This is a genomic window from Marinococcus sp. LNSP9103-4, from assembly GCF_056034345.1.
The window spans coordinates 1-24,484 of record NZ_JBQLIA010000026.1 but is presented as its reverse complement, the minus strand read 5'-3'; the positions used below and the strand labels follow the sequence as shown (position 1 = coordinate 24,484).

The following is a 24,484-nucleotide window of genomic DNA, read 5'->3' as shown; positions in this document are numbered from 1 at the left end:
AAGATAGATAGGAGACGATGAATCATGCGTGTAGTACCCCCTAAATCATTTACCTTTGAAGGTGGAAACCGTGCAGTTCTACTGCTGCACGGATTCACAGGCTCATCTGCGGATGTCCGGATGATGGGACGTTTTTTGGAAAAGAAAGGTTATACTGTACATGCGCCGGTCTACAAAGGCCACGGTGTTCCTCCGGAAGAGCTGATGGAGACGGACTACCATGACTGGTGGGAGGATGTAAAAGCAGGAATCGAGGAATTAAAGGAAAGAGGCTTTGATCAGATTGCCGTCGGGGGCCTTTCTCTCGGAGGACTTATGGCTCTGCGTGTGGCGTATCATTACGATGTACTGGGTATTATTCCAATGAGCGCCCCAATGTCGACATTCAACAACGCAGACAAGCTGAACGGAGATGTCATCAATTACGCGAAAGAATTTAAACGTCTGGAAGGGAAAGACCAGGACCAGATTGATAAAGAAATTATGGAATTTCGTCAGCTGCCGACGGACACATTGCACTCGGTCAACCGGCTGATCCGGGAAGTGGAAGAAAGCCTGGACATGGTTCATGCGCCGGCGATGATTGTGCAGGGTGAAAAAGATGATATGATTGCAGAAGACAGCGCAAATATCATTTATGAAGAAATCTCTTCGGAGGATAAACAGATTAAGTGGTATCCGGACTCCCCGCACGTTATTACCCTCGGGAATGACCGCGATGAGCTGAACGAAGATGTATATCAGTTTTTAGAAGGATTAAATTGGTCAAAATAAAAAAAGAGCGTAAAGCTCAAAACGTTTATCACAACAAATTGAAAGGAGATGAAAACGTTGGACCAGGAAATAAAACAGACACTGCTGAATTACCTGAAAAACGATTCTGCGGGCCCTGCAACGATTGAGGAGATCCAGGAAACGCTTCAGGCGGATTCGGCAGAAGATATTAAGCGTCTCATGAAGACGCTAAACGAAATGGAGGACAGCGGAGACGTTGTCCGGACGAGAAGCAACCGCTACGGCATACCGGAGAAAATGAATCTGATGCGCGGACGCGTGCAGAGCCATGCCAAAGGATTTGCCTTTATTATTCCGGAGGAAAAGGAACGCGACGACATCTTTGTGCCGGCCGGGGAAATTAACGGGGCCATGAACAAAGACACCGTACTTGTTCGTATCTCGGACTCGAGCCAGGGCAGTAAAACCGAAGGCACGATTATCCGCATCATCGAACGAGGTATTGAAAAAGTCGTTGGCACGTACCAGCGCTACGGTAATTACGGGTTTGTCGCGGCGGATGATAAGCATATCCGCGATGATATTTATATTCCGCAGGACGCAGAAAACGGAGCAGTGGACGGCCATAAGGTTGTCGTAGAGCTGACTAAATACCCGGATGCGGCTTCAGGAGCTGAAGGAAAAGTCGTCAATATCATCGGGCATAAAAATGACCCGGGCGTGGATATTCTGTCGATCATTCATAAGCACGGCCTCCCGGGAGATTTTCCCGAGGAGGCTGTGGAGCAGGCTCAGAAAACACCGGACGTAATTGATGAAAGTGAAATCAAACAGCGCCGGGATCTTCGCGATGAAACTATCGTGACCATCGACGGAGCAGACGCAAAGGATCTCGATGACGCTGTAACGGTGACGAAATATAATAACGGAAACTATAAGCTCGGCGTTCATATTGCAGACGTCAGCTATTACGTGGACGAAGGAACACCTATCGATGTGGAGGCAGGAGAACGGGCCACGAGTGTTTATTTGGTCGACCGGGTAATCCCGATGATTCCGCATCGTTTGTCAAACGGCATCTGCAGCCTGAACCCGCAGGTGGACCGGCTGACGCTCTCGTGTGAAATGGAAGTAACGCCGCAGGGCGAGGTCGTTAATCATGAAATCTTTGAAAGTGTAATTCGAACGGCCGCCCGGATGACGTACAATGATGTCCGTCTGATTCTTGAAGAAAACAACCAGGCAAAGCGGGAGGAATACAGCCAGCTCGTGCCAATGTTTGAGCGTATGGAAGAGCTTGCAGCTATTCTGCGCGAAAAGCGGTTTGGAAGAGGCGCCATTGATTTTGATTTCAAGGAAGCACAGGTGCTCGTGGATGAAACGACTGCTCCGACAGACGTGGTGCTGCGTGAGCGCTCGGTCGCTGAAAAGCTGATTGAAGAGTTTATGCTGGCAGCCAACGAAACGGTAGCCGAGCATTTCCACTGGATGAAGGTGCCGTTTGTCTACCGGATTCACGAAGACCCTGCCGAAGACAAGCTTCAGTCGTTCGTGGAGTTTGTTACGAACTTTGGCTATGCAGTTAAAGGAACGGCAAATACGGTACATCCGCGTGCGCTTCAGGAAGTGCTTGACGCTGTAAAAGGAGAACCGGAACAGGCAGTGATCAGTACAGTGATGCTGCGCTCGATGCAGCAGGCAAAGTACGATCCTGAAAACGCCGGCCACTTTGGGCTGGCTGCGGACTTCTATACTCACTTTACGTCACCAATCCGCCGGTATCCGGACCTGATTGTTCACCGTTTGATCCGGACGTATCTGGTAAATAAACGGCTGGACGATAAAACGCAGCAGAAATGGAAAAATGAACTGCCGGAAATCACCCAGCATTCTTCGGAGATGGAGCGCCGGGCAATTGACGCCGAGCGTGAAGTTGACAGCATGAAGAAAGCGCAGTATATGAAGGATAAAATCGGGGAAGAATTTACCGGTTTTGTAAGCGGCGCCGCGAACTTTGGTCTGTTTGTAGAGCTTGAAAACACCATTGAAGGTATGGTGCATATCAGCTATCTCACGGATGATTATTACCACTATGATCCTAAGCAGTATGCGCTGATAGGTGAGCGTACCGCGAATATGTACCGCATCGGTGATCAGGTGGAAGTGCGTGTTCTGAATGTAAATCTTGATGAAGCGGCGATCGATTTTGAAATTGTCGGCATGAAACGGCCGGCGAAAGCACGTCGCAAAGAGTCCGCAAAAGTTGTTCAGGGCGATAAGGGCAAGCGTCCCGGCCGAAAAGAAGGCCAGGGACAGGGAGAAAAGAAAGATGGCAATAAAAAAGACGGTGGACGTAAAAAAGGCAAATCAGGTAACAAAAAGCCGTTTTACTCGAAAGTCTCAAAAAACAATAAAAAGAAATAATATGATCGCGGGAAAGCCCGGGGCAATAGGACGCGCCCGGGCCCCTATGGTAGAATAAAGACAGAAGGCAGGTGAATGGAGATGGCAGTAAAAACGGAAAACCGTGTGCTGGCGCAAAACCGGAAGGCCCGTCATGACTATACCATTGAAGATACCTTCGAAGCCGGTATTGAACTGCGGGGCACCGAAATAAAGTCGATCCGGGCTGGCAGGATGAATCTGAAGGACAGCTTCGGGAAAATCGATAATAACGAGCTGTTTCTGCATAATGCCCATATCAGCCCGTATGAACAGGGGAATCAGTTCAACCACGATCCCCTGCGTACGAGAAAGCTTCTGCTGCACCGCCGGGAGATTAATAAACTTATTGGTAAAAGCATGCAGTCCGGGTACTCCATTATTCCATTGAAGGTTTATATTAAAAACGGTAAAGCGAAGGTGTTAATCGGCCTTGCCAAAGGTAAGAAAAAATACGACAAACGCCAGGCGCTCAAGGAACAGGATGCCAAGCGTGAAATGGACAAAGCAATCAATCGCAGCATGAAAGGCATGAGCGACTAGATTGACACGCTCCAGACCTCTAGTTATAATATAGTATGTCGCTCATAAACCTATGGGCACATGCTTATCCTTCACATGGGGACGTTACGGCTTCGACAGGGATAGGTTGAGCTTTAGCTGCGAGCCGAGAGGCAGCTCGTAAAAATGCCACGCCAATAATAACTGGCAAAAACAACGAAAACCTCGCAGTAGCAGCGTAACAACTGCTTTTTGCGGATCCCGCATTCCATCGCCCGCGTGGAATGATTTGGGGTCTCACTCTTAGTGGGCTACGCAGTTCGCCCTCCGTCTGAGGGCGGCTGAAGAGACTAATCAGACTAGCCGTACGGAAGCCTGTTGCTAGGCTGATGTACTGGTGAATGATAATATAGCGACTACGCTCGTAGATGCTAAAGTGGCAATATCTCTGGACGTGGGTTCGAATCCCACCGTCTCCACCATACATACTGGAGACAACAGGTGCTTACGGCTTTCCAGCCGTGGGCACCTTTTTTCGTTCGCGGCGCAGAGGAAAACGGCGCCGGCTTTCCGCCGGGGGAAGTTTTGCATTGACACAACATTTGAAGAATGGTTAAAATGTTGCATAAGGGAAAGAATCGTGAAGCCAATCAGATTACAAAGGGGGCAGCGTATGGAACCAAATGTCATTTATGCATTTTTGTTAACACTTGGAGCCGGGCTTGCCACAGGAATCGGAAGTATACTGGCTTTTTTCACTTCTACGACAAATACCAGGTTTTTGGCTTTTTCGCTCGGTTTTTCCGGAGGTGTGATGATTTACGTCTCCATGGTGGAGATATTTTTTAAGGCACAGGAGTCGCTGGTCGGGGCGCTCGGAGAAGTCGGAGGCCAGTGGGTTACCGTCGGGGGATTTTTTGGAGGGATGATTTTTATTGCCGCCATTGACCGGCTCGTCCCCCAAAAAGGAAATCCGCATGAAGTAAAGCGGGTGGAAGATATGCATATGTCAAAGGAAGAGCTTGAACGCCAGGGCCTTATGAAAATGGGGACCTTCACAGCTCTTGCGATTGCTATACATAACTTTCCTGAAGGTATCGCTACGTTTACCTCTGCCCTGAATGACCCGGGCCTTGGACTTGCGATCGCTCTTGCGATCGCGATACACAATATTCCTGAAGGGGTAGCTGTTTCGGTACCGATTTATTTTGCGACCGGAAGCAAGCGCAAAGCATTCCGACTTTCATTTTTATCAGGATTATCAGAGCCGGCTGGTGCTATTCTGGCTTTTCTTCTGCTCATGCCGTTTTTGACCGATACGCTGTTTGGCATCATTTTCGCTGCTGTGGCTGGCATTATGGTATTCATTTCTCTGGATGAACTGCTGCCGGCGGCAAAAAAATATGATGAAACCCACGTATCGATTTACGGGGTAGTGAGTGGTATGGCCGTAATGGCCTTGAGTCTGCTGCTGTTTATTTAAGTGTATGAAAGCAAGAGGCCGGTCGCGGCCTCTGCTTTTTTAATTGACACCCAATTTTTCTTTTTGTATATTATTACTTGCCGTAAACGTTCGCTAGTGTAGCTCAGCTGGTAGAGCAGTTGCCTCGTAAGCATCAGGTCGCAGGTTCAAGTCCTGTCACTAGCACCATTCATATCATTACAGCGCCCATACAGATGGGTGCTTTTTTGTTTTAAACCGGTCTAAAAAGAGAAAAGACCAATGAGGAAATATTTTGGCCTCTTTTTGATGAAAAGATGGGCAATAAGAAAAGAAAATGATACGTTGATATAAGATAAAGTCGAAAGGGAGGGGTAGTTTGAGATCCCCGGTGCTGTTTACGTTTAATATAATATTTTTAGTTTTGGCTGCGGCGACTGCCGGTTTTTTCCTGTGGCTTGGCGGCTCTACATTTTACGTTATCGTCGCAGCAATTGGCATGCTGAGTGCTCTGCTTGGAGCGTACCAGACGGGCAGAAAAAAGCCAGGCTATAAAAAGAAATCAAAAGAAAAATCAGGAGGAAAGTCATGAACACAAATGCAGCTGTAAAATTCTTTTATTGGTTCGAAGGGTTTATTGTGGTGCTAAGTCTGATTCTCGGCGTTTTCTTCGTCATTTCCGGAGAATGGATGTGGAGCATCGTCATGGTCATTATTGCGATGTCCTGTATTGTTACGCTAGTAATGATATCAAAAGCGTTAAAAAAGCAGCAGTGGTGAAGCTGGAATAAAGAATAGTAGGAGGCAGACCGTTATGCCGACGTTTGCAAGAACAGCATTAATTGTAGGGGGTGTGGCTTCAATAGGAATACTGGCGATTGTGCTTTTCTATTGGACCCGTCTTCCCTACATTGTGCCCCAGTTTTTCGACGCCACCGGAGACCCGAACGAATATGCTGCAAAGTATTATTTATTTGTTCCGCCGCTGGCGTTGATCGCTATCTGGATCGGGGCGTATTTTTCTCTCCGCTACCCGGGATGGTTCCGTCTGCCGGTGCGAATGAATGAGCATCAAATAGAAGTGTTTAAGCGGGAGGGACAGATTCTCATTTCTGTGCTCCTCGTAGAGCTGTCGCTCGGATTTGTCTATGTTCAGTGGCAGACCGTCCGTACGGCCCTGAATGAAAGCGAGGGACTCGGGTGGTTTTTTCCTTCATTTTTCCTTATTTGTTTAATTGGAACCGCTGTTTATTTCACATGGAGAACAATCACTTTGTGGGGTAAAGCTTCGAACCAACGTTCTTCATCATAATAGACTGCCATCCGGCAGCGTATCGAGGGATGCCTAATGGAACAAGCACGTATACTGATTGTTGAAGATGAAGAAAAAATTGCGCGGGTGCTTGAGCTTGAACTCACCTACGAAAATTATTATGTTCAGAAGGCTTCCGACGGTCTTGAGGGATTTGCCATGTACCAGGCGGAGCCGTGGGATTTAATTATTCTTGATATTATGCTTCCGGGCATCAGCGGTATTGAACTGCTGCGCCGGATACGAAGCCAGAACACAAAAACAGCGGTTCTGCTTGTTACCGCTAAAGATTCTGTGGAGGATAAAGTTTCCGGACTCGACCTCGGGGCCAACGATTACATTACAAAGCCGTTCCAAATTGAAGAACTTCTCGCCCGTGTCCGTTCCTCGCTCCGCTTTCAGGCGGAAGCAGCTTTGAAAGCCGAAGCAGAAGCAGAGCAGTGGCTCTCTGTGGGCGAAGTGCGGCTGAATGAGTCGGCCAGGGAAGTGTATGTCGGCGGGGAACCGATAGAGCTGACGCGCAGAGAGTTTGACCTGCTTTCCTATCTGTTGAAAAACAAAAAGCAGGTGCTGTCCCTGGACCAGATTTTAGAGCAGGTGTGGGGCTTTGATTATTTCGGGGAAACGAACGTAGTGGACGTATACATTCGTTATCTGCGCAACAAAATTGATAAACCATTTGGGACCGCGCATATCCAGACTGTGCGCGGCGTTGGCTACGTGGTGAAGGACTTCTCATGAAGCTTGGAAATAAAATTCATTTATATACATCGGTGCTCGTATTTGTGCTCGTCGTTCTTTTAGTGCTTGCTATTTACTTTTCCTTTTCCCGCATGATGATCGGAAGTGAGGTGGAACAGACTGTAGAAGAAGGAAGACAGACAGCCTCCACGTTTAATGAATCCGCGGATAATTTTTCGGTCGAACAGCTGCTCCGGGCGTATACCCCAACGGAAGGGATGGCCAGAATTGTACTGCAGGATGAGTCGGAGGCAGCGACGGTAACTTCCCCGGAAGAGGGAAGCTTAACGGAGGAGCCCGTTCAATATTATTCCGAAGAATATGAACGGGTGGTGGAACATAACGGGGAGCGGTACGCATTCGTTTCGGTGCCGGTCATATGGACAGATGGACAGGTGGCAAACATTCAGATTACCGACAGCCTCCGCCAGACAGAAGAAAATCTGGCGGTGCTCCGAATAATATTAATAGTCGCTACTATTGCGGCTGTCATCCCGGTCTTTCTCTCGGCACGCTTATTGAGCACGGTAATCCTCCGTCCAATCGCAGCGCTGTCAGCTACTATGCGTGATATCCAGACAAGCGGCAGATTCAAGCGGATTTCCACGTCGTCGAAGTCCAGGGATGAAATCGAGCAGCTGGGGGAGACGTTTAATGAAATGATTGAGCGTCTCGAAGAAAATTATCATAAACAGGAGCAGTTTGTATCCAACGCGTCGCATGAGTTAAAAACGCCGCTGACTGTGATTGAATCATACGCCAGCCTGCTGCAGAGAAGAGGAGCCTCACGTCCCGAAATCATTGAAGAATCGGTGGAAGCCATTCATTCCGAAGCGGTGAGGATGAGGGAGCTGACCCAGCAGCTTCTGCTGCTTGCCCGTCAGAATGAAAAAGAAAACCTCCATATTACCGAAGTGGACCTGGAGATGGTGGCAGCAGATGCTGTGGAAAACTACCGCAGCAGCTACCACCGGGAGATTGAATTAACCGGGGAGCCGGCAATCGTTCAGACTGATCCCGACAAAGTGAAGCAGCTGTTGTATATCCTGCTTGATAATGCCCGGAAATACAGCAGTGATGTCATTGATGTAAAAATCGAAACGACAGATACAGAACCGGTCATCGCTGTGATTGACCGGGGCATCGGTATTCCGGAAAAGGATATTGAACGAGTTTTCGAACGCTTTTACCGGGTGGATGAGTCGAGAACACGGGCAAGCGGGGGCTACGGGCTCGGTTTGTCGCTTGCCAGAGATATTACTGAAGCTCTCGGCGCACGCATCACAATTGAAAGCACGCACGGCCAGGGAACGGCGGTCCGCTTAATTTTTCCTGTAACCAGTGAATGACTCTCCCTTTCTCATCAATTTCTCAGAATGAACGGATACAATAATAGCAACAGGGAGAGGGGGGGCCTGCGGTGAAAAATGTTATCTTTCTGTTTGTGCTGGTGGCTGGTATCATAGTGGCCACTTTTGGGGCCTGGCGGTTTTCGCCGTATTTTACCCCGGAAATGTCGCCGGAGGAAATTGAACAGGCTGTTCAGGGACAGTATCAGGGGGACATCACGAGCGTGGAAAAACAAAACGGCACCTATGAGGTGATGACAGAGCTTGACCGGGGTACGTACCAGCTGCAGGTGGATGCTGAAGATGGAGCGGTTACAGGCGTCACACGGGTAGCGGGTAACAGCACTGGTGATACAGAAGCTCTAACAGAAGAAGAAGCGCGCACCCGGGCAGAAGAAGAGACTAACTTTTCTATTGAAGAAATCAGCCGGGAAACATGGGAAGGAACCGCCGTGTACGTAGTGGAGTTTGCTGAAGACGAAGCGTTGGAAGAAATGACTATCGATGCGCGGTCAGGAGATATTTTAGAAGAAAAAGCACAGGAAGAACGTGAAGAAAGACGCCAGACAGTGCTTAGTGAACAGGAAGCCGCAGCTGTGGCGCAGGAAGAAGTGAACGGGGAAGTGGACGACGTTGATTTCGAAACGTCGGATGCTGGGGAGCCGTTTTACTACGTGGAGCTTGAACAAAATGATGACGACGAAGCTACGGTTCAGGTACACGGCATCACCGGAGAAATACTGTCAGTCACCTGGGATGATTAAACGGCAGAAGCTGCCTGGATGATTCCAGGTGGCTTTTTTTTGTCTTTTTACTTGTTATGAGTCGTTCATGTATTTCTCATCAATTTCTCATTTTCTTGTAGGGATATTCTCATGTCGGGCCTCTATAGTAAAGGTGTAACAACAAATAAAGGGGGAAATGACCATGAAAGGGAAAGTACTTGCAGGCAGTCTGGCGGGGGTCACGGCGCTTGGTGCAGTTATTGGTGCAGGAGCTTACACGACCATGAATAGTGGCGTGGAAGCAGAAACCTCTTCAAACAAATCTTCAGAAGAAACAGCCGCAGAAAGTAACGAAAACAACAGCAGCTCTGGGGAGGAAAAAATTACTGCCGATGAAGCTGTACTGATTGCTGAGGAAGAAACGGGCGGTCAGGCGGTTGAGCTGGAACTGGATATGGAAGATCAGAAATACGATGTGGAGCTCGAAGGCGAACAAGAATACGATGTTGAAGTAGGAGCGTTCTCCGGCAATGTGACTGAAAAAGAAACCGATGATGATAAAGATAATGAAGAACCGCTGATCCAGGACGGGGACAGCGCCAGTTTAGAAGATATTGTGGCTTCGGGGATGGGCGAAGTTTCCGGAGAGCTGAATGAATGGGAGCTGGACCGTGAAGAGAACGGGTACGACCTTTCGTTGGAAACGAACGAACAGGAAGGCGATTTCTTCATAAATGATACAGACGGTACGATCGCTTCCAGAGATATTGAAGATGACGATGATGATAACAACGACGATGACGATAACGACAATTAAAGACTAACACCAACAGATGAACGGGGTCCGAAAGGAGTCTTCCAGGAATGGCACTACTGAGGGAAAAGGTGCTGCATTCACAGCTGCACCGGGCAAAAAGCATCTTATGGAACGAATGGCACCAGGAAAAACGGCCGGGATTCTGCCCTGGACTCAGAATAGGAGAGAGCGCACCGGCATTCTCACTGCCCGGCATGGACGGGGAAAATGTTACGTTAAACCAGCTGCTCCTCCAGGGTCCGGTAGTGCTTCTCTTCTGTTTTGGCGGCTGGATACATGTAGAAACAGAACGGCTGCGAAGCTATCAGGAGGCTTCCCCGCTGCTTCGGCAGATGGGAGCCCAGATCGTAGTAGCTGCCAGCGGGCAGGTATCCGCCCTTCAGGGAGAGCTGCAGCACATGTCTTTTACAGGAAAGGTGCTTGCAGACACAAATGCTGTGGCAGCCTCCTGGTATAATGCGTGCATCTCCTGCCGGGATCACCTGCTTCAGGACGTCCCGGAGGTTAAAGCGGCCCTGCGCCATGCCGGATATCATTCGTACTGCCCTGCAGACGTAACGTATGTGATCGATCAGGACGGCACCGTGGCAGTTTCTGTCTGGGAAGCCGCCCGGCCGGACCCCTACTGGATCGTCAACGAGCTAATTCAATTAAAAGAAAGATAAAACCCCGCCTGAAAAGGTGATGAAATATGGAGAAGCAGCCGGCGTAAGCGCGGGCTGCTTTTGTTTGAAATAATGCGTGGTAAATTTTTTTCTGTACACTGAAAGTATCAAGAATTTACCGAAAATTAGCCCGCTGTAAATAGAGAGCTGGACTAAATGCATGTCTGTATGTAGTAGTACAGACACTGGCAGTTTTTATAAACGACTAGATATAGAAGCAGGTCTTACTTACTGAAATTTTTTCTGTCAGAAAATGTGCACAATTTTAAGGGTAGAATCGAGGAGTATAAGGAAGTATGGCAGAGATTTTAATTGTCAAGAGGATGGAACGAAAAATATCTATATCATGTATGTTGAAAAAGAAGATTACACCATATATAGTAGTGGTATAGTAAAAGTGTACAGACATTCGTGCATTTTAGAAAGTAAGGAGGGGATTCGATGATACCGATCATTTTTGATTCTATGACGGGCAACGTGAAGCGTTTTGCGGAAAAAATCCCGTTTGACCGGGTGTACAGTCTGAATGAAGCGGAACAAATCGATGAACCGTTTATCCTTATCACCTATACGAAGGGGTTTGGAAATATCCCGGAATCCACCGAAGCATTTCTCGAAGAACATGCAGAGCAGCTTCTTGCTGTAGCATCGAGTGGAAACAAAGTATGGGGAGACAATTTCGCCAAAAGCGCCAATCAGATTGCAGTGAACTACAACGTTCCCATACTCCATAAATTCGAACTAAGCGGAACAAAAAACGATGTGTCCATTTTCGCAGAGGAGGCGATGAAAGTTGCAACAAACACAAACCACCGACTGGATCCAGTTAAACAATGAGATTATGTTCCAAAAGGACGGGTCCTTTCAATTTGAAAAAGACAAAGAAGCCGTCTATCAATACTTTATTCAATACGTCAATCAGCACACTGTTTTCTTTCACGATCTGAAAGAAAAGCTCGACTACCTGCTCGAAAATGACTTTTATGAAAAAGAATTCCTCGAGGCGTATTCATTTGAAGAAATTGAGCGCGTCTACAACCTGTGCTATGAAAAGAAATTCCGTTTTCCGTCATTCATGAGCGCGTTTAAATTTTACAATGATTATGCGCTGAAAACCAATGATCAGAAAATGATCCTTGAGCGTTTTGAAGACCGGGTGGCTGTTGTGGCCCTTTATTTCGGCAATGGAAACGCAGAAAAAGCTGAGCAGTTTGCAGAAATGATGATGAGCCAGGATTATCAGCCGAGCACCCCGACGTTCCTGAATGCCGGCAGAAAACGGCGCGGAGAATTAGTCAGCTGCTTCCTGCTGGAAGTAAACGACTCTTTAAATGATATCTCCCGGGCTGTCGATATCTCCATGCAGCTGTCCAAGGTAGGCGGCGGTGTGTCACTGAACTTATCGAAGCTCCGGGCAAAGGGCGAAGCCATTAAGGATGTGGAAAACGCGACAAAAGGTGTCGTCGGCGTAATGAAGCTGCTCGACAATGCTTTTCGTTATGCAGATCAGATGGGGCAGCGCCAGGGCTCCGGCGCGGCATATTTAAATATTTTTCACCGGGATATTCACGACTTCCTGGATTCAAAGAAAATTTCGGCCGATGAAGACGTGCGTGTTAAAACATTATCAATCGGAGTCGTGATTCCGGATAAATTCGTTGAGCTCGCCCGCCAGGATAAAGATATGTATCTGTTCTATCCGCACACAGTGTACCGGGCGTACGGTGAACATCTTGATGAAATGGATATGAGCGAAATGTACGACAAGCTCGTCGAGGACGACCGCGTGAAAAAAGACAAGGTCAATGCCCGCCGCATGCTTGAAAAGCTGGCGATTCTCCGGTCCGAATCCGGATACCCTTACCTGATGTTTCAGGATAACGTCAACCGGGCGCACGCGCTGAATAACGTGTCCAAAGTAAAATTCTCCAACCTTTGCTCTGAAGTCCTCCAGGCGTCTGAGGTATCAAGCTATACGGATTACGGCGAGGAAGATGAAGTCGGCCTAGATATTTCCTGCAACCTTGGTTCGTTGAACATTGCCAATGTTATGAAGCACAAAACGATCAAGGATACAGTGAAGCTCGCCACTGATTCTCTGACCCACGTAGCGACGCATACCAATATTACGAATGCTCCGGCTGTACGCCGCGGCAACCAGATGATGAAATCGATTGGCCTCGGCGCGATGAACCTGCACGGCTTTCTGGCGCAGAACCATATCGCCTACGAAAGTGAGGAAGCACGGGAATTCGCTGATTTCTTCTTTATGGCTGTGAACTTCTATTCCATTCAGCGTTCGATGGAGCTTGCAAAAGAAACAGGAGAGACGTTCTACGGCTTCGAAGGTTCCAGCTATGCTGACGGCTCCTACTTTGACAAGTATTTGAACCGTTCTTACCTCCCGTCCTCTGCTAAAATTGCGGACCTGTTTGAAGGCATGGCCCTGCCGGATGCTGAAGACTGGGAAGAGCTGATGAAGCAGGTGCAGACGCACGGATTGTTCCACAGCTACCGCCTGGCAATCGCACCAACCGGCTCCATTTCCTACGTACAGTCGGCTACTGCTTCTGTTATGCCGATTATGGAGCGGATTGAAGAACGGACGTACGGCAACTCGAAAACGTATTACCCGATGCCGGGCCTTGCGCCGGATAATTGGTTCTACTACAAAGCGGCATATGACATGGATATGTTCAACGTTGTGGATATGATCGCAGCTATCCAGGAGCACATCGATCAGGGCATCAGCTTCACTCTCTTTGTGCGTGACACCATCACCACGAGAGACCTGAACCGAATTGATCTCTATGCCCACCATAAAGGTATCAAGACGATTTACTATGCGCGGACAAAAGACACAGGACAGGACGACTGCCTCTCCTGCGTCGTGTAAAGAAAGGAGTATCACCCCATGAATCAAATATTTGACGCAGCCGACTGGTCAAAACAAGACGACGACTTTACGCAGATGTTTTACAGCCAGAACGTAAAACAGTTCTGGCTTCCAGAGGAAATATCACTAAACGGGGATCTGCTCACGTGGAAATATTTATCCGATGAAGAAAAAGACACGTATATGAAAGTACTCGCCGGTTTGACCCTGCTCGATACAGAGCAGGGAAATGTCGGCATGCCAAAGGTTGCTGAGCAGGTGGAAGGCCACCAGCGCAAAGCGGTATTAAACTTTATGGCAATGATGGAAAACGCGGTGCACGCAAAATCCTATTCGAACATTTTCATGACACTTGCTTCTACAGAAGTAATCAATGAGCTGTTTGAATGGGTGAAGGAAAATCCGCACCTGCAGAAAAAAGCTACCCGTATTGTCGAGCAGTACAATAAAATCGAAGACGGGGACGAAATTTCCCTGTACAAAGCGATGGTAGCTTCTGTTTATCTTGAAAGCTTTCTGTTCTACAGTGGTTTCTATTATCCGCTTTATTTCTACGGCCAGGGCAAGCTCATGCAGAGCGGGGAAATCATTAACCTGATTATCCGTGACGAAGCGATCCACGGGGTATACGTTGGTCTTCTGGCACAGGAAATTTACAAGCGCCAGACACCGGAAAAGCAGGAAGAGCTGCGGGAATTTGCCCACGACCTCCTCATGGAGCTGTATGAAAATGAACTGCTTTACACCGAACAGTTGTATGATCCGGTAGGACTGACCTCTGATGTGAAAAAGTTCCTTCGGTACAATGCGAACAAAGCATTGATGAACTTAGGCCTGGATGCGTATTTTGAAGAGGAAGAAATTAACCCGATTGTATTAAACGGCATGGATACAAAAACAAAATCCCATGATTTCTTCTCGATGAAAGGAAACGGCTACAAAAAAGCAACAGTGGAGCCGGTCCGGGACGAAGATTTCATTTTCGACTAACAAAAAAGCCGGGCCTGCGCCTGGCTTTTTTAATGTGTATATAAAAAATTTCCGCTATAATTATAATAAAGTACAGATGAACATCACAAAGAGGTGAAAAGTATGGGTAAAATGGATGAAATGATTGTAGTAGCACCAAGAGAGCAGGTATTTGCACGCGAAGCGCGGGCATTTCACGGGGTGCAGGACGAGCAGGATCAAATTCAGGAAATTATTGGAACGATTGCGGATACATATACGGAAAAAAGGCGGGGAGACGCCGAAGAAGACCCTTCCTGGAAACAGCCGATTCCCTATGTAGTCATTCGAAGGGGAGAACAATTATTCGCATACGAACGGCTTGCAGGCGGAGGAGAAGGAAGGCTGCATAATAAACTGTCCCTCGGGTTTGGAGGGCATATGAATGCTGAATCCGGTGTTTCGACATTTCAGGAGCTGCTGCACACAAATGCTGACCGTGAGCTGGAAGAAGAACTTCATATTTCTTCTCTGGAAGGAGCGGAAATGCAGGCGCTTGGATTGATTAATGATGACGATAACGCCGTCGGTGAAGTGCATCTCGGCATTCTATATACTTTTATTCTTCCGGAGCACGTGGACGTACAGGTCAAAGAAACGGAGCAGATCCGCGGCTTCTGGACAAGCGTGGATGAACTGTCCCAGCCGGATACATATGAGCGGCTTGAGACATGGTCCCAATTTGTTGTAGATATCCTGGATAAATAACAAGAAGCTGTTTCCGGCAAAGGAAACAGCTTCTTGTTTATCTATCCTTTAACTGCTGCAGGGCATCGAGGCCTATCGTCACTGCTTCACTCATGGATTCGCCGCCGCCAAAAGCTGCCGCTACACCCATATACTCTTTGATTTCATCCTCAGAACATCCATGATGGAGACACTGGTCCATATGGTAAACAATGCATGTAGTATCACCCTGATGAACGCCAATAGCAAGAGCTGTCAAATGCTTCTGAGCGGTCGAAACTTCTCCGCCTTCAAAAGCACTCGACGTAAAGCGGTTGTAATTTTTTGCGATTTCCTGATAGGATTCACTGAATTGCTCTATGCCGCGGCGGTATTCGCTTAATATTTCTTTGGCATCAATAACTGCCATAATGTTCACTCCTTTTTAGTATGCTGAAGGGAACATTCCCGCTTCTGGCAATTTCAAACAAAGCACGGCATGGGCTGCCCGGAAAAATTAAAAACTGCCGGAATCCCGGCAGTTTTTCTTTAGTAATATTTGGAGAAAAAGTCGCTTACTTGACCCGGGGTTTTAGCATCTGCGCTATGCAAATGGCCTATTTTTTCCCCGTTCTGGAATACAAGAATACTCGGTATGCCCATTACTTCCTGTTCGCTTGTAATGTCTGGCAGCTGTTCGGTGTCAATTTTATGAAATGGCACGCTGTCAAAACGGTTCAGTACATCGTCTATAAACATATCGAGTCTCCGGCAGTCCGGACACCAGCCTGCTGAAAATTCTACCGCTACCGGTGTTTCTGTTTGTATTGTTTCCTCAAAAGAATTTTTAGATTCAATGCGGTTATTCGTAGTCATTATTTATTCGCTCCTTTCATGCTGTTCTCTATTGTAACAAAGGCATAAAAATGTGCAAAAAAACGAGAAGAATAATGTTTCGACTGGAAATCCCTGTTAGAATAAACATATACATAATCAGCAGCATATTCATTTTTTTCGGGAGGAGGGGGACTGCAATGCGGCTTTTCAACAGGATGGCAGCGTGCGCAGCGGCAGGCATGCTGCTGCTTGCATCGGCCTGTGGAAATGAGGCAGAGGGAGCAGAACAATGGATCACGGAGCTTGAAAGCAACGGGCTTTCTATGCAGGAGACAGAAGAAAGCCCTGCGGCCCCGGTATCCATGGATCACGAAAGCGAAATGTGGGAGGAAGACAGCACGAATACAAAAGTAGCGGTTTATGAGTTCGATTCCCGGGATGCGGCTGTACAGGCAGAGGAGCAGTTCCAGCAGGAAGTGACTGAAAACGGAGGATGGGAAAATGTTTCCTACCGGACGGCTGTTTCAGGATCCATGTTTTTATACGCCTACAATGAAGATTCCTACGCTTTTTCAGCATTCATGGACAAAGTAACACTCCCGTCCTAACAAGAATATGAAACGCCGGTTCTGCCTTTCAGGCAGGCCGGCTTTTTCGTTTATGAAAAATTTAGGAAAAAAGCAAAAGGTACATTGACATTTAAAACCGGGGTGATAGAATAAAAAATGTAATTGATAATGAAAATCATTAATAATTAGACGCAGAACGATGCAATTGTTCTTGGAAATGAAGTGTTTACAGATGAAATGGTGGTACTTACTCGCTCTTCTCGTTCTTCTTTCGGCCGGTTCCCTGTTTATCGGCGTCCAGACGGTGTCGGTTCAGGGGCTGATGGCAGGAAACGAAGACGAATGGCGTACATTGACATCGAGCCGTATACCACGGCTTCTCAGTATTATTATGGCCGGCATGGGGATGGCCATCTGTGGGTTAATCATGCAGCAGCTGAGCCGGAACCGGTTTGTTTCTCCTACTACAGCCGGTACGATGGACTCGGCCCGGTTTGGCATTTTAGTGGCTATGATCTGGTTTGGCGGAGCCACGCCGCTGCTCCGGACCGGCGTAGCTTTTTTATTCGCACTTCTCGGTACGTTTATTTTTATGACAATTCTGGAGCGCGTGAAATTTAAAGATCCCATATTTATTCCATTGGTGGGATTAATGTTTGGGAGTGTTGTAGGCTCCGTCACAACGTTTTTTGCCTTACGGTATGACGTTGTCCAGAACATGTCAGCCTGGCTGCAGGGAGATTTTTCATTAATTGTGAACGGGCAGTATGAGCTCCTGTACGTCAGCCTGCCGCTTATTTTCATAGCTTACATATTTGCCGGACGGTTTACGATCGCCGGCATGGGAGAAGAATTTGCGGTGAACCTGGGGCTGAATTACCGTACAGTCGTCAATCTTGGCATTACCATTGTCGCCGCTGTGACGGCCGTCGTTATATTAACAGTGGGGACCATCCCTTTTTTAGGATTGGTGGTACCGAACATTGTTGCTATCTACCTGGGGGACAATCTGCAGAAAACGCTGATTCATACCGCACTGCTTGGCGCGGTGTTTGTGCTAGTCTGTGATATTTTTGGGCGGCTGATCGTTTTTCCGTATGAAGTGCCTATCGGTTTAACCGTAGGTGTCCTGGGCAGTTTCTTGTTCCTCTATATGCTGATGAGGAGGAAGAAATATGCGTTTTAATTGGAAGATCATAGGACTGGCTGTTTTGTCGCTTGTTCTCGCCATCATCTTTATGTTTACAGACGCTGGAGGTAACTGGGATTACGTCCTGGAGCACCGGGCAGAGAAGCTTCTTGCTATGGTTATGACCGGCGGTGCGATTGCTTTTTCCACTGTTATTTTTCAAACGATTACGAATAACCGGATTTTAACACCTAGTATTATAGGTCTCGATTCATTGTATATTTTGCTGCAGACAGCACTCGTGTTCTTTTTCGGTTCCACGTCGGCGGTTGTAGTTAACGGTCCGTTGAACTTTTTCGTATCGCTTGCCTTGATGCTCGGGTTTGCCGTCATTCTTTACTACTTTTTATTTCAGGGGGAGCAGCAGGATATTTTCTTTCTGCTGCTCGTCGGAATTGTCTGCGGAACATTGTTCAGCAGCATTTCAACATTTTTACAGGTCCTCATATCACCAGATGAATTTTTAACGATTCAGGACAATATGTTTGCAAGCTTTAACAATGTGAATACAAATATTCTCGGTATTTCTGCAGCGGCTTTTGTACTGCTGTTTATCTACTCCCTGTCTTTCATGAAATATTTAAATGTTCTCTCCCTTGGGAAGGACCAGGCGGTTAACCTGGGAGTGCCGTATCAATACGCGGTAAAGCGTCTGCTTGTCGTTGTAGTTATGTTTATTTCCATTGCAACCGCGCTCGTCGGGCCGATTACGTTTTTAGGCCTGCTCGTGGCAAACGTTGCTTACGAGCTGATGAAGGATTACCGGCATAGCGTGCTGCTTGCGGCTGCTGCGCTTGCGGCTGTGGCATTTCTTATCGGCGGACAGCTGCTCGTCGAGAGGGTGCTTGGCTTCAACACAGCGATCAGCGTCATTGTGAATTTTATCGGAGGCATTTACTTTATCTATCTGTTATTAAGGGGGAATAAAGCATGGTCCAGGTAATGAATGTAACAAAAAAATATGATGAAACGCCGGTCGTAGACGACGTTTCCGTAACGATTAAGCAGGGACAGATCACCTCATTTATCGGTCCGAACGGGGCGGGAAAAAGTACGCTGCTTGCTATGATCAGCCGTTTGATCGCGAAGGACGAAGGCGAAGTGAAAATCGGAGACAAAGACATTACGAAAGCAAAAAGCCGGGAGCTGGCAAAGAAACTGGCTATCTTAAAGCAGTCCAATGAAATGAACGCCCGGCTTACTGTCCGTGAATTAATCTCCTTCGGCCGTTTTCCTTATTCGCAGGGACGTCTGAGCGCAGAAGACTGGAAATATGTGGATCAGGCTATTGATTACATGGAGCTTGAAACGATGCAGGACTCCTTTATTCATCAGCTGAGCGGCGGCCAGCGGCAGCGGGCCTTCATTGCAATGGTTATTGCTCAGGACACCGACTACATTCTGCTCGATGAGCCGCTGAACAATCTGGATATGAAGCACTCGGTGCAAATTATGAAGGTGCTGCGCCGTTTAGTGAAAGACATGGGCAAAACCGTGCTTCTGGTTATTCATGATATTAATTTTGCTTCCTGTTACTCCGATGACATCGTCGCTTTAAAAAATGGGCATATCGTAGCTCAGGGCACCACCGAAGAGATGATGGCATCAGAAGTACTGACAGATATCTATGAAATGGATATGCCGATCTGTCGTATTAACGATCAGAAAATCTGTGTTTACTTTACATAAACACTGCCACCGGCCCGTTGATATGGCGAAAGAGTAACAAAAGGAGGGAGCACCAGCGCATCAGGGCTTGAAAAATAAAATAACTTATCCAGGGGGAATAGAAAAATGAAAAAGAACAAATGGATACTTGCGTCAACTGCAGTATTGGGAACAGCACTTATTGCTGCATGCGGAGCTGATAATTCAGGGTCATCAACTGCAGAAGGTGAAAACAGCAGTGCTTCAAATGAAGAAGATACCAGTGAAGAAAAGGGGGAGGAAAGCAGCGGGGAAGTGACGGTGGAACACGAGCTGGGTGAAACAACAGTACCGGAAAACCCTGAAAATGTCGTCGTGTTTAACTATGAAATGCTTGAAACGCTGGATGAGCTTGATGTAGACGTGGACGGCGTGGCCCAGGAGTCGCTTCCTTCGTACCTGGATGATTACAGCAGCGATGAATATGAAAATATCGGCAGCCTGAAAGAGCCGGATTTTGAAGCAATTAACGCAATGGAGCCGGATGTTATTATCATTTCAGGGCGCCAGAGTGATGCCTATGAGGAACTGAGCGAGATTGCTCCGACTGTTTATACAGCAGTGGATACAGAAAATTATATGGAATCCTTTGACAGCAACATGGAAATGATCGGAGAGATTTTCCAGAAGGAAGAGCAGATGCAGGAAAAAGTAGACGAGCTTCATACCCGCATTGAAGATTTAAACGAAAAGGCTGAAGATGCCGGAGAGTCGCTGGTGACGCTTGTAAACGACGGTTCCTTGAGTGTTTATGGCGAAGGCTCCCGCTTCGGGCTGATTCATGACGTGTTTGGCGTGCCGGCAGCGGATGAAAATATCGAAGCATCTACACACGGACAGAGTGCTTCCTATGAATACTTAGCGGAAGAAGATCCAGAACATCTCTTCGTCATAGACCGCAGTGCGGTAGTCAGTGAAGGCGGGGAAGAGCAGTCGGCTGCGGAAACTCTCGATAATGACATTGTGAATGAAACACAGGCAGCGCAGAACGATGACATTCATTATCTGGACCCGGAATACTGGTATCTTTCCGGCGGCGGTCTGCAGTCGATGGATAAAATGATTACAGAAATAGAAGAAGCCGTGGCTTCGTCCGAAGAATAATAAAAAATAGTCACGTGCCTGAGGGCATGTGACTATTTTTTGCGTACAGCGATAATCAAAAGAGTAATGGAAATAATCAAAAATGCAGTGAAGGAAAGAAGAGGAATAGTAATAAACCCGAACCACTGCGCTGATTGATCGGAGCAGGAAACCGCACCGGTGCATTCCGTGGCCTGCTGCAGCACGGGAAGCTTTTGGTAAAGGTAATGATAGCCTGCAAGCAGCATGCCAGGAACAGCAAGAGGTAGCGCATACCATATGACCTGCCGCTCCCCGCGGAAGACAGCCACGCCCAAAATAACTGCGAGCGGGTACATAAGAATGCGCTGATACCAGCAAAGCTCACACGGCGTGTAGCCTAAAATTTCGCTGAACGATAAGCTGCCGAGCGTAGCGGTAATGGCCATCAGCCAGGCCGCACTTAACCAACGATCCATAGGCGTTACTCCCCTGCCTCTTCTTCAATCATATCGAGCAGCTCCTGATAGCTGTCACCTTCAAATAGTTCTCCATTCACAAATACGGAAGGGGTGCTGTTTACACCAAGATCTTCGGCCATGGAACGGTCATTCTCTACGTTTTCTTCATAGGTGCCGTTTTCAAAAGCTTCAATCACTGTGTTTACTTCCTCTTCGGAAGCTGTTGTCTGCAGCAGCTCCGCTAAACGTTCCTGGTTAAAGTAATCGCCGCCTTCATTCTGCGGCTGGTTGGCGAAAAGTGTATCGTGAAAGCTCCAGAAGGCTTCATCCCCGAGTTCGCCATAAACGGCTTCGCTGAATTCTGCCGCTGTAGTGGAATCTTCACTTAGAAATGGGTAATGAACGTAATGGAAAGCGGCATCGCCGGATTCGATAAACTGGGACTCGATTTCAGGAACGACCGATTCGTGAAAATCTTTGCACGCAGGGCACTTATAATCCCCGAATTCAACGACTGTTACCGGGGCATCCTCGTCCCCCTTGAGGGGCTGGCCGCTTGTATCAAGACTTTCTCCGCTGCTCCCGCCGGAATTGTCACTGCTTCCGCCGCCGAAGTTGCCGACAAGAATGATAGCGAGCAAAATCACAGCTATAACGGCTACAATGGCTGCGAATGTACGGCCGGAACTGGGCCTTGGTTTTTTAGACATAGGAAACTCCTTTCGTGGCTATGCTATGTATGTAGTGCTCAATACCTTCATAATTTACCATAAATTGTTGGAAACTCAAGAGTCTTCAAAAAAATGCTGAAAAGAAAGAGAACTGCCCGAAAAGGCAGCTCTCCGTAATATTGCTTATAAATCTGCGTCGGTAACGGCGCCTTTGGCACTTGAAGAAACGAGTTTAGCGTACTTGGCCAGTGCTCCGCGTTTTTCCGGAAGATCCGGGGCCTGCCAGGCGTTTCGGCGTTTTTCAAACTCTTCATCGGAAATATGGAGGTTGATTTCCTGCGTGTCACTGTCAATGGAGATGGTATCCCCGTTTTCAAGCAGGCCGATCGGACCGCCAACACTTGCTTCAGGCGCAACGTGCCCGATAACAAAACCGTGTGAGCCGCCGGAAAAACGACCGTCGGTCATAAGAGCCACTTTACCTCCGAGACCGCGTCCTACGATCATGGAAGTAACAGAAAGCATCTCCGGCATACCCGGGCCGCCCTGTGGGCCGACGTAACGGATAACGAGCACGTCTCCTTCGACGATATCCCCGTCCATAATGGCCTTTGTAGCTGATTCTTCGCTGTTAAAGACTTTTACCGTACCTTCGAACCGGCTGATCTTCTGACCGGACAACTTGATTACGGAGCCTTCCGGTGCGACGTTTCCTTTTAAAACGACAAGCGGACCGGTCTTTTTAAATGGTTCAGCGATAGGACGGATAATTTCCTGCCCTTCCTTGAGGGACGGCACAGCATCAAGGTTTTCTGCAAGCGTCTTGCTGGTTACCGTGAGGCATTCACCGTGCAGGAGCCCCTCCTCATGGAGAAGCTTCATGACTGCCGGCACGCCGCCGATTTCATAAAGGTCCTGCATGACATATTTGCCGCTCGGCTTCAGGTCGGCAATATGAGGGACATTCTGGCGGACGCGTTCAAAATCGTCATAAGACAGGTCCACGTCTGCCGAATGAGCAATCGCAAGAAGGTGTAAAAACGCATTGGTGGAACCGCCAAGCGCCATAACAACCGTAATGGCGTTTTCAAACGCTTTTTTCGTCATAATATCCTTTGGAAGAATGTTATTTTCAAGCAGTTCGATGGTTAATTCCCCGGCCTGTCTGCATTCGGTTTCTTTGTATTCGTAAATCGCAGGCGTGGAGGAAGAACCGGGGATGCTCATGCCGAGCGCTTCTACGGCAGCAGCCATCGTATTGGCTGTGTACATCCCTCCGCAGGCACCAGCACCCGGGCACGCATTGCACTCTACCTGATGAAGCTCTTCATCGCTGATCTGACCAGTCTGGTGCTGGCCGACAGCCTCAAAGGACGAAACAATATCAATATCTTTACCGTTTAGTTTACCTGGCTGAATAGTTCCGCCGTAAACGTAAACGGAAGGAATGTTCATGCGGGCCAGAGAAATGACGCAGCCAGGCGTCGTTTTATCACAGCCGCCGATGGCGACGACCCCGTCGAGACGCTCCGCATTGGTAACAGTTTCAATCGAGTCCGCAATAATTTCACGGCTTGGAAGGGAGTAATGCATGCCTTCATGACCCATTGCGATTCCGTCAGATACGGTAATTGTGTTGAAAATAAGCGGTGCACCACCGTTGGTGGACGCTCCCTGCTTTGCGTGGCGTGCAAGATTATCGATATGTACGTTACAAGGAGTAACCTCGCTCCACGTACTTGCAATGCCTATCATCGGTTTTTTAAAGTCGTCGTCTGTAAATCCGACGGCCCTGAGCATTGCCCGGTTCGGCGCCCGGTTGGCTCCCTCGCTGATGGCTTTACTGCGGTTTCGTAAATCTTTTTCTGTGTTTCCCATCGCTATGACCCTCTCTCATGAAGTTTCGTCGCAGACAATGTGCATGACGGTTCGCGTGCTCCATACGCAGCACGGGTATTTTTCTATGCATATACAAATGTCTATCTAACAAGGACTATCCACTATCATACTAGGAATAGATGATTGTTTCAATGTAACAGCGATGGTGAATAAAAGTTATTTCTGACAAATGAAAAAATTAGTATGGTAGATAACTTTACAGACGGATGGGAAAAGGAAAAGGAATTTATTATGATATAGATAACCTATCTCTACTCATGAGAGAAAATGGAGGGAATAACGATGAAAGAACCAGTTGTATGGGCTGTGGCAATGTTGGTTGCGTTTCTCGCTCTGTTTTTAACGGGGACTCTGCAGCTGCAGGGATTCGAAAGTGTTATTATTCAAATGATTGGTTTCAGTGGCATGGTGTTTGCGCTTTTATACAGTGTACTGCTTACACAGAAATCAAACGACGAAAAGGATCAGACATTCAAACGGTGATTGAAGACCGACATTATAATGAAAAAAGCATCCGGGAAGAAAAACCGGATGCTTTTTGTATCTTATTTTGCAGAAGTGGAAGTTTTGTGTGAAAGACGATCCGAGCTTGGCTTGATCGCGGAAGTATCCTGGCGGTTGGCCAGAAATTCCGGACGCGGCTCCTGGCCGCTGAACGGATCGACGAGCTTGTTTTCCACCGAGTTGAACACGAAGAAGACGTTGCTGCGCGGATACGGCGAAATGTTGCCGGCCGAGCCGTGCATCGTGTTGCAGTCAAAGAAGAGCACCGAGCCCGCCGGGCCGGTCGC

The 24,484-nt window shown here is 47.8% G+C and carries 28 protein-coding genes, 1 tRNA gene and 1 other RNA gene; 24 read left to right on the top strand and 6 right to left on the bottom strand.

Annotated elements, in window-relative coordinates:
- The first annotated feature begins 21 nt into the window (after positions 1 to 21).
- The 18 genes from ACTRXG_RS14480 (at position 22) to ACTRXG_RS14395 (ending at position 15,340) form a co-directional block, all read left to right on the top strand.
- Positions 22 to 774, top strand: coding sequence for an alpha/beta hydrolase (locus ACTRXG_RS14480; protein WP_474263170.1), 753 nt, complete (start codon positions 22 to 24; stop codon positions 772 to 774).
- Between the two features lie 48 nt (positions 775 to 822).
- The gene (gene rnr, locus ACTRXG_RS14475; RefSeq protein WP_474263031.1) at positions 823 to 3,159 is read left to right on the top strand and encodes a ribonuclease R; all 2,337 of its coding nucleotides are present in this window, start codon (positions 823 to 825) and stop codon (positions 3,157 to 3,159) included.
- Between the two features lie 81 nt (positions 3,160 to 3,240).
- Positions 3,241 to 3,720 (top strand): SsrA-binding protein SmpB, encoded by a 480-nt coding sequence (gene smpB, locus ACTRXG_RS14470; protein WP_079475508.1) that lies wholly within the window; start codon positions 3,241 to 3,243, stop codon positions 3,718 to 3,720.
- A gap of 77 nt (positions 3,721 to 3,797) precedes the next feature.
- Positions 3,798 to 4,160, top strand: a transfer-messenger RNA (tmRNA) gene (gene ssrA, locus ACTRXG_RS14465).
- A gap of 191 nt (positions 4,161 to 4,351) precedes the next feature.
- A complete protein-coding gene (zupT, locus tag ACTRXG_RS14460) occupies positions 4,352 to 5,161 on the top strand; it encodes a zinc transporter ZupT (protein ID WP_091616308.1) in 810 nt (269 codons plus the stop codon).
- Between the two features lie 92 nt (positions 5,162 to 5,253).
- Positions 5,254 to 5,329, top strand: a tRNA-Thr gene (locus tag ACTRXG_RS14455).
- 169 nt (positions 5,330 to 5,498) lie between these two features.
- Complete coding sequence (locus ACTRXG_RS14450; RefSeq protein ID WP_474263029.1) at positions 5,499 to 5,711, top strand: hypothetical protein; 213 nt, start codon at positions 5,499 to 5,501, stop codon at positions 5,709 to 5,711.
- Complete coding sequence (locus ACTRXG_RS14445) at positions 5,708 to 5,899, top strand: hypothetical protein (protein WP_322526369.1); 192 nt, start codon at positions 5,708 to 5,710, stop codon at positions 5,897 to 5,899. Before ACTRXG_RS14450 ends, ACTRXG_RS14445 begins: the two co-directional genes overlap by 4 nt.
- Positions 5,900 to 5,933: 34 nt before the next feature.
- On the top strand, positions 5,934 to 6,431 hold the full coding sequence (locus ACTRXG_RS14440; protein WP_474263027.1) for a DUF1648 domain-containing protein: 498 nt from the start codon (positions 5,934 to 5,936) through the stop codon (positions 6,429 to 6,431).
- Positions 6,432 to 6,467: 36 nt separating this feature from the next.
- Positions 6,468 to 7,172 (top strand): response regulator transcription factor, encoded by a 705-nt coding sequence (locus ACTRXG_RS14435; RefSeq protein ID WP_474285632.1) that lies wholly within the window; start codon positions 6,468 to 6,470, stop codon positions 7,170 to 7,172.
- The gene (locus tag ACTRXG_RS14430) at positions 7,169 to 8,521 is read left to right on the top strand and encodes a sensor histidine kinase (protein ID WP_474285630.1); all 1,353 of its coding nucleotides are present in this window, start codon (positions 7,169 to 7,171) and stop codon (positions 8,519 to 8,521) included. Before ACTRXG_RS14435 ends, ACTRXG_RS14430 begins: the two co-directional genes overlap by 4 nt.
- 71 nt (positions 8,522 to 8,592) lie before the next feature.
- Positions 8,593 to 9,285 carry a PepSY domain-containing protein gene (locus tag ACTRXG_RS14425; RefSeq protein ID WP_474285628.1) on the top strand — a complete coding sequence of 231 codons (693 nt, stop codon included), beginning with the start codon at positions 8,593 to 8,595 and terminating at the stop codon, positions 9,283 to 9,285.
- 163 nt (positions 9,286 to 9,448) lie between these two features.
- On the top strand, positions 9,449 to 10,063 hold the full coding sequence (locus ACTRXG_RS14420) for a PepSY domain-containing protein (RefSeq protein WP_474285626.1): 615 nt from the start codon (positions 9,449 to 9,451) through the stop codon (positions 10,061 to 10,063).
- 47 nt (positions 10,064 to 10,110) lie between these two features.
- A complete protein-coding gene (locus ACTRXG_RS14415) occupies positions 10,111 to 10,728 on the top strand; it encodes a redoxin domain-containing protein (protein WP_474285625.1) in 618 nt (205 codons plus the stop codon).
- A 441-nt stretch (positions 10,729 to 11,169) separates the two neighbouring features.
- Complete coding sequence (gene nrdI / locus ACTRXG_RS14410; RefSeq protein WP_322526362.1) at positions 11,170 to 11,565, top strand: class Ib ribonucleoside-diphosphate reductase assembly flavoprotein NrdI; 396 nt, start codon at positions 11,170 to 11,172, stop codon at positions 11,563 to 11,565.
- A gap of 4 nt (positions 11,566 to 11,569) precedes the next feature.
- A complete protein-coding gene (gene nrdE / locus ACTRXG_RS14405; RefSeq protein ID WP_474263168.1) occupies positions 11,570 to 13,624 on the top strand; it encodes a class 1b ribonucleoside-diphosphate reductase subunit alpha in 2,055 nt (684 codons plus the stop codon).
- Positions 13,625 to 13,642: 18 nt separating this feature from the next.
- Positions 13,643 to 14,614 (top strand): class 1b ribonucleoside-diphosphate reductase subunit beta, encoded by a 972-nt coding sequence (gene nrdF, locus ACTRXG_RS14400; protein ID WP_474263014.1) that lies wholly within the window; start codon positions 13,643 to 13,645, stop codon positions 14,612 to 14,614.
- Between the two features lie 102 nt (positions 14,615 to 14,716).
- Entirely contained in the window at positions 14,717 to 15,340 is a 624-nt protein-coding gene (locus tag ACTRXG_RS14395; protein WP_474263011.1) for a hypothetical protein, read from the top strand.
- Positions 15,341 to 15,377: 37 nt separating this feature from the next.
- Here the strand turns inward: ACTRXG_RS14395 and ACTRXG_RS14390 are convergent, their stop codons facing one another.
- Complete coding sequence (locus ACTRXG_RS14390) at positions 15,378 to 15,728, bottom strand: carboxymuconolactone decarboxylase family protein (RefSeq protein WP_474263009.1); 351 nt, start codon at positions 15,726 to 15,728, stop codon at positions 15,378 to 15,380.
- 119 nt (positions 15,729 to 15,847) lie between these two features.
- On the bottom strand, positions 15,848 to 16,174 hold the full coding sequence (locus tag ACTRXG_RS14385; protein WP_322526358.1) for a thioredoxin family protein: 327 nt from the start codon (positions 16,172 to 16,174) through the stop codon (positions 15,848 to 15,850).
- A gap of 158 nt (positions 16,175 to 16,332) precedes the next feature.
- Here ACTRXG_RS14385 and ACTRXG_RS14380 point away from each other — a divergent pair, with 158 nt between their 5' ends.
- From ACTRXG_RS14380 to ACTRXG_RS14360, 5 genes are all read left to right on the top strand, one after another.
- The gene (locus ACTRXG_RS14380) at positions 16,333 to 16,743 is read left to right on the top strand and encodes a hypothetical protein (RefSeq protein ID WP_474263006.1); all 411 of its coding nucleotides are present in this window, start codon (positions 16,333 to 16,335) and stop codon (positions 16,741 to 16,743) included.
- A gap of 193 nt (positions 16,744 to 16,936) precedes the next feature.
- Entirely contained in the window at positions 16,937 to 17,890 is a 954-nt protein-coding gene (locus ACTRXG_RS14375; protein WP_474264236.1) for an ABC transporter permease, read from the top strand.
- On the top strand, positions 17,880 to 18,836 hold the full coding sequence (locus ACTRXG_RS14370) for an iron chelate uptake ABC transporter family permease subunit (RefSeq protein ID WP_474285623.1): 957 nt from the start codon (positions 17,880 to 17,882) through the stop codon (positions 18,834 to 18,836). Before ACTRXG_RS14375 ends, ACTRXG_RS14370 begins: the two co-directional genes overlap by 11 nt.
- A complete protein-coding gene (locus ACTRXG_RS14365) occupies positions 18,824 to 19,582 on the top strand; it encodes an iron ABC transporter ATP-binding protein (protein ID WP_474285621.1) in 759 nt (252 codons plus the stop codon). The genes ACTRXG_RS14370 and ACTRXG_RS14365 overlap by 13 nt, the downstream gene beginning before the upstream one ends.
- Positions 19,583 to 19,687: 105 nt before the next feature.
- Positions 19,688 to 20,704 carry a siderophore ABC transporter substrate-binding protein gene (locus ACTRXG_RS14360; RefSeq protein ID WP_474285619.1) on the top strand — a complete coding sequence of 339 codons (1,017 nt, stop codon included), beginning with the start codon at positions 19,688 to 19,690 and terminating at the stop codon, positions 20,702 to 20,704.
- Between the two features lie 32 nt (positions 20,705 to 20,736).
- Here ACTRXG_RS14360 and ACTRXG_RS14355 read toward each other — a convergent pair whose 3' ends face one another.
- The 3 genes from ACTRXG_RS14355 to ilvD form a co-directional block, all read right to left on the bottom strand.
- Positions 20,737 to 21,141 carry a disulfide oxidoreductase gene (locus ACTRXG_RS14355; RefSeq protein WP_474285617.1) on the bottom strand — a complete coding sequence of 135 codons (405 nt, stop codon included), beginning with the start codon at positions 21,139 to 21,141 and terminating at the stop codon, positions 20,737 to 20,739.
- 5 nt (positions 21,142 to 21,146) lie between these two features.
- A complete protein-coding gene (locus ACTRXG_RS14350) occupies positions 21,147 to 21,833 on the bottom strand; it encodes a DsbA family protein (protein ID WP_474285616.1) in 687 nt (228 codons plus the stop codon).
- Positions 21,834 to 21,977: 144 nt separating this feature from the next.
- Positions 21,978 to 23,672: a dihydroxy-acid dehydratase gene (gene ilvD / locus ACTRXG_RS14345; protein ID WP_474264248.1), complete on the bottom strand. Its 1,695-nt coding sequence runs from the start codon at positions 23,670 to 23,672 to the stop codon at positions 21,978 to 21,980.
- A 303-nt stretch (positions 23,673 to 23,975) separates the two neighbouring features.
- Here ilvD and ACTRXG_RS14340 point away from each other — a divergent pair, with 303 nt between their 5' ends.
- Positions 23,976 to 24,176 (top strand): hypothetical protein, encoded by a 201-nt coding sequence (locus ACTRXG_RS14340; protein ID WP_474264250.1) that lies wholly within the window; start codon positions 23,976 to 23,978, stop codon positions 24,174 to 24,176.
- 62 nt (positions 24,177 to 24,238) lie between these two features.
- Here ACTRXG_RS14340 and ACTRXG_RS14335 read toward each other — a convergent pair.
- On the bottom strand, positions 24,239 to 24,484 hold a 246-nt coding region (locus ACTRXG_RS14335; RefSeq protein ID WP_474285614.1), incomplete at its 5' end, for a phytanoyl-CoA dioxygenase family protein.